This window comes from Streptomyces sp. KR55 (assembly GCF_052245645.1).
GTDB classification, from domain to species: domain Bacteria; phylum Actinomycetota; class Actinomycetes; order Streptomycetales; family Streptomycetaceae; genus Streptomyces; species Streptomyces flavusporus.
This window is the reverse complement of sequence record NZ_JBQQCE010000617.1, coordinates 1-4,575: the sequence shown is the minus strand read 5'-3', so window position 1 is coordinate 4,575 and position 4,575 is coordinate 1. Positions and strand designations below refer to the sequence as shown.

At 71.0% G+C, this 4,575-nt stretch carries 4 protein-coding genes and 1 pseudogene; 2 read left to right on the top strand and 3 right to left on the bottom strand.

Annotated features, from left to right (window positions below; all coding sequences use genetic code 11):
- Positions 1-490, bottom strand: a pseudogene (locus ACTWQJ_RS46750) (phosphatase); the annotation flags it as partial.
- A 505-nt stretch (positions 491-995) separates the two neighbouring features.
- Here ACTWQJ_RS46750 and ACTWQJ_RS46745 point away from each other — a divergent pair.
- Together ACTWQJ_RS46745 and ACTWQJ_RS46740 are read left to right on the top strand one after the other, a co-directional pair.
- Positions 996-1,661 (top strand): bifunctional DNA primase/polymerase, encoded by a 666-nt coding sequence (locus ACTWQJ_RS46745; protein WP_443312465.1) that lies wholly within the window; start codon positions 996-998, stop codon positions 1,659-1,661.
- Between the two features lie 55 nt (positions 1,662-1,716).
- Positions 1,717-2,352, top strand: a complete 636-nt coding sequence (locus tag ACTWQJ_RS46740) for a hypothetical protein (RefSeq protein ID WP_443312464.1) — start codon at positions 1,717-1,719, stop codon at positions 2,350-2,352.
- 251 nt (positions 2,353-2,603) lie between these two features.
- Here the strand turns inward: ACTWQJ_RS46740 and ACTWQJ_RS46735 are convergent, their stop codons facing one another.
- Together ACTWQJ_RS46735 and ACTWQJ_RS46730 are read right to left on the bottom strand one after the other, a co-directional pair.
- A complete protein-coding gene (locus ACTWQJ_RS46735; protein WP_443312463.1) occupies positions 2,604-3,569 on the bottom strand; it encodes a DUF5926 family protein in 966 nt (321 codons plus the stop codon).
- A 157-nt stretch (positions 3,570-3,726) separates the two neighbouring features.
- Positions 3,727-4,365, bottom strand: a complete 639-nt coding sequence (locus tag ACTWQJ_RS46730) for an ATP-binding protein (protein ID WP_385510535.1) — start codon at positions 4,363-4,365, stop codon at positions 3,727-3,729.
- Positions 4,366-4,575 lie beyond the last annotated feature (210 nt).

The window sequence follows — 4,575 nt, the reverse complement described above, 5'->3', positions numbered from 1 at the left end:
GCATCGAGGCGCGCGGCACGGTCTCGAGGTGACCGAGGTCGGCCTGGCCGAGGCCGAGCCCGAGGGTCGTGCGGGGGCCGAGTCCGTCGGCCGGTTCCAGAACGACGAGCCCGCGCGAGGCGCCCACCAGGGCGGCTCCGGCGCGCAGCAGTTCCTGGAGCGCTGCGGGCAGTGCATCCGTGCGGGCCAGGCGTTCGGTGAGTTCGTGGAGGGTCGTGAGGTCCGAGACCCAGCCGGCGAGCCGGTCCTGGAGAAGGGCTCCCGGGCCGGTGGTGACGGCGGACGTGGTGGGGGCGGAGGGGGCGACAGTGTGTGCGGGCGCCGGAACCGTTGAATCGATTCCGGCCACTTTCGAAGGGTGCGGGGCGTTCATGGCGTCCGGCTTTCCGACCGGTGCGTTTTGCTCAAAAGCATCGCGAACCCCCATGTCATTCTGCGCCGCTAGCAGTGTCTCCACATGTACACGCACTCGTGAGGAGATGTCCAGCATTGTCCTGCTGGGATTCCTGGTGTCCGTGGGGCTGCCGTGGTCTCGGGACGGATCTCCTGGGAACTCTTGCGAAAAGCGGAAGTTGGCTGAAAACTGCCTCGGGTAAGGGCCTATTGCGGTCGACTGGGCTTGCTCGACGGAGCGTCACAGCGGTCGTGATGGGTACGTACTCGGAGAAGGCCAGGGGTGGTTGGGGGCCACCCGGAACCTGGCGACGGACCCGGGCGTCTTAACCACCGACGACCGAGCCCCATCCTCCCGTGGCAGCGGCGGAGAGAAATACTCGGGACGGCAAACGCCACACTTCGCCACCCCACGCCACGCCCATGCTTTTGACAGACGCAGTATGGACGCGGACGCAGCCAACGCTCGGCCCATAGGGGTTCCCCGTGCTTGAAGAGCACGGGTGTGATGCGCCAACAGGTATGCACAGTGAAGTGATCGACACATGGTGTGATGTGGTCCACGGTGTTGCCAGGCGTGCAACGGAAAGGAACGAGCGCTCATGCGCGAGATCCTCGGAAGGCGACGCAGGCTCCTGTCCAAGCGGAACGACGGGAGGCCTGAGGTGCTCAGCGCGGCCCTGACCTTCGCGACGGAATGGAAGTGGCCGGTACTCCCGGGTGTCACGGCGGACCCGCAGGGACGGGCCCGCTGCGGCTGCCCCGACCCCGAGTGCACGGTGCCCGGAGCGCACCCCTTCGACCCCGGCCTGCTCGCGGCCACCACCGACGAGCGCATGGTGCGCTGGTGGTGGACCAACCGGCCCACGGCGCCGATCATCCTCGCCACCGGCGGCCGGGCCCCCTGCGCGGTCAGCCTCCCCGCCCCCGCTGCGGCCCGCGCCCTCGACGCGCTGGACCACAAGGGAATGCGCCTCGGCCCGGTCCTCGCCTCCCGCACGCGCTGGGCGCTGCTCGTCCGGCCGTACTCCATGGAGCAGTTGGGCGAACTGCTCTACGCCAAGGACTTCGTCCCCGGCTCCCTGCGCTTTCACAGCGAGGGCGGCTATCTTGCGCTGCCCCCGTCCGAGACCGGCCAGGGTCAGATTCGCTGGGAGCGGGCTCCGCTGCCCGGCTCGGCCGCTCCCTGGGTGCCCGACGTGGAGGCCGTGGTGGACGCGGTGGTCGAGGCTCTCACTCGTACGGGTGTGAGCGCGCCCGAGTTCTAGGGGTGTCGGGCGCGCACGGAACCGGGCGCGCCGGCCGGCTCGTTATCGTCCCTTCATGAATGTCCGCCTGCTCGCCCTCGCGGGCGTCGTGGCGTGCGCGGTCGCGCTGCCACTGGCCGTGGCGTCCGCGGGCCCCGTGGGCGAACCGGACCCCGTGACCGTACGTCTGTCCCCGCGCGGCGACGCCAAAGGTTCCGGCGCCGTGGGTTCCCGCGACGGCGCCGCGGGTTCCCGCCCTGACGCCGGTGCTGCTCACGATGACGCCGCCGCCGGCGAGGGCGCGGCGGCGCCCGCCGACCGGCCCGCGCCGAGGCGCTCCCCGTTCCTGCTCGGCCTGGGCCTGGCGACCGCCGCCCGCTGCGGCCCCGAACTCACCTCCCCCGACGGCATCGAGGCGCAGACCTGTGTCCTGACGCAGGGCGAGCAGACCTGGGCGCGCACCTACTACCGCAATGCGACCGGCGACGCCCTGGACGCCGTACTGAGCCTGATGGGGCCGGGTGGCCGCACGGTGCAGATGCGGTGCGCGGTGGGCGCGGAGGACGAGCCGGCCAGCTGCGAGACGCCCCGCGAGCGGACGCAGGGAGACCCCGGGGACTACTCGGCGGTCGCGGAGTACGCGGCGCGCGGCGGACGGGGTCCGCTGCTGCTGCGCTCGGGCAGCAACTTCGGTGCATCTACGGGAAGTTGACGCGTGTCGGCGTTCCGTGAACGACGCCGCACATGGAAGGACCCGGTTGCTGGCGACGGGGGATGCACCAGCAACCGGGCTACTGGAACGGTAACAAGAGATCGGCTGTTCGCAAATTCGATCTCCGGTTTTCCTCGGCAATCCGGACACCGACTGGCCTGTTAGGAACGGGAGTTGTGGGCCGATGCACCGTTTCGCCGGGTGGTTCGGCTGACCGACCGGTCAGCCGAACCCTGTGACTTCGCTGTGTGTCAGCTGAGAGTGACCTGTCGGTTGGTCAGGCCGCCGCGCGCGCGGCGCTCGTCCGCCGTGAGCGGCGCGTCCGTGGCCAGGGCGGCGGCGAGACGCTCGGCGAACTCGACCGCCGGCTTCTCGATGGCCTCGGCGGTGACACCGCTCGGCAGGTCCCAGACCGGGACAGTGAGACCGTGCGCCCGGAAGGAGCCGACGAGCCGGGTGCCCTCCCCGAGGTTCGACCGGCCGGCCGCGTGCAGTCGCGCGAGGGCGTCCAGAAGCTGCTCCTCCGGGTGCGGCATGACCCAGCGCAGGTGGTTCTTCTCCGGGGTCTCGCACCAGTAGGCGGCGTCGACGCCCTGGAGCTTCGCCGTCGGGATGGCGGCGGCGTTGGCCCGCTCCAGGGAGGCGGTCACCTCCGGCGTGGCGTTCTCCGGGTCCGGGACCCAGAACTCGAAGCCCGGGTGCACGACCGGCTCGAAGGCGCCCTTCGGGTCGAGCAGGTCCTGCAGTCGCGGGCCCTCGGCCGGGGCGCGGCGGCCCTGCACCGGCGTGCCCGGCTTGGCCTCCAGGGCGCGCTGCAGGGTGTCGGCGAGGTCACGGCTGATGTCACCGGACGCCGTGTCGTTCTGCAGGCCGAGCAGGACCGAGCCGTCGTCGCGGCGCAGGGCGGGCCAGGCCATCGGCAGAACGGTGGCCAGCGTGACCGACGGGACGCCCTCGGGGAGGCCGCTCTTCAGGGTCAGCTCGACCGTGGCCGCCGGGACCAGCTCGCGCAGGGCCACCCAGTCGCACTCGCCGGGCAGGCCCTCGAACGGGCGGTGCACCAGCTCGGTCGCGGCCTGTGCGGCGGCCCTGCCGTGGCAGGCCTTGTACCGGCGTCCGCTGCCGCAGGGGCAGGGCTCACGGGCGCCGACGACCGGGATCTCTCCGTCCGTGAGCTGCGGGCGCGCGGCCTTCGTCTGGGGTCGCTTCTTGGCCATGGTGGGTGTCTCCCGGTTACGGCTCGTCTCGTACTGGCGGGAGCCTAGCCGTTCGTACGCGGGGTGACGGGAACCTGTGGATGACGGGGCGTTGTGGACAACGGGAGCTGCCGACGGGTGCCCGGTGCGGCCCGGGTCGCCCCCGTCGGCGGAGCGTTCAGTCCAGGTCGTCGAACGCGTCCGCGAAGTCCAGGTCCGGTATGGCCGTGACCGACGGGGCCGTGACACGCGTGGCGAAGTCGTCGCGTCGGTGCGCCGCGTCAGGATCGTGTACATCGTCGTGGACCACGACCCACACCGTGACCTCGCCCCGGGTGTCGTCCCGGACGCCCCAGTCGTCGGCCAGTGCCGTGATGATGTTCAGCCCGCGGCCCCCGTGTGCGGTGACCGAAGGGGTCGCCGGGGCCGGCCGCGTCGGTCCGCCGCCGTCCGTCACCTCGACGACCAGCCGACCGCCCGGGTCCACGCGCCATGCGGCCCGGACGTCGCCGTCACCTGCCAGGGCGTCGCCCAGTGGTCGGCCGTGTTTGCACGCGTTGCTCAAAAGTTCGGAAAGTATCAGTACGGCATCGTCGATGACCGATTCCGCAACGCCACCCCTGCGCAATTGATCACGCATTCGGTGTCTTGCTTCCCCCACGCCCGCAGGGCCATGGGGTACGGCCATGCTCGACGACGTGGGCACCTCCTGTGCCACCACCAACGCCACCCCCGAGACCTCCTTCGCCCCACGCCACGGTGTGGATGCCCCAATGGCCTGTACCGGAAACCGGCCAATCCACGTCCGGTGACGCATTCGCAACGATCGAACACGGACCGAACGCGCCGGTGCACTCCCCGTGACGAGCCGGTCGGCGTGTGGCTGGATCTCGACGGTGTGGCCGAGACGGGAGAATGGTGCAGGTGAACGAACGGGTCAAGGTTGGTTTCATGGGTCAGCGACCCAGCCACCCCAGCACCGCGTGGGGGCGGTTGGTGATGATGGCGTCAACGCCCAGGCCGACGC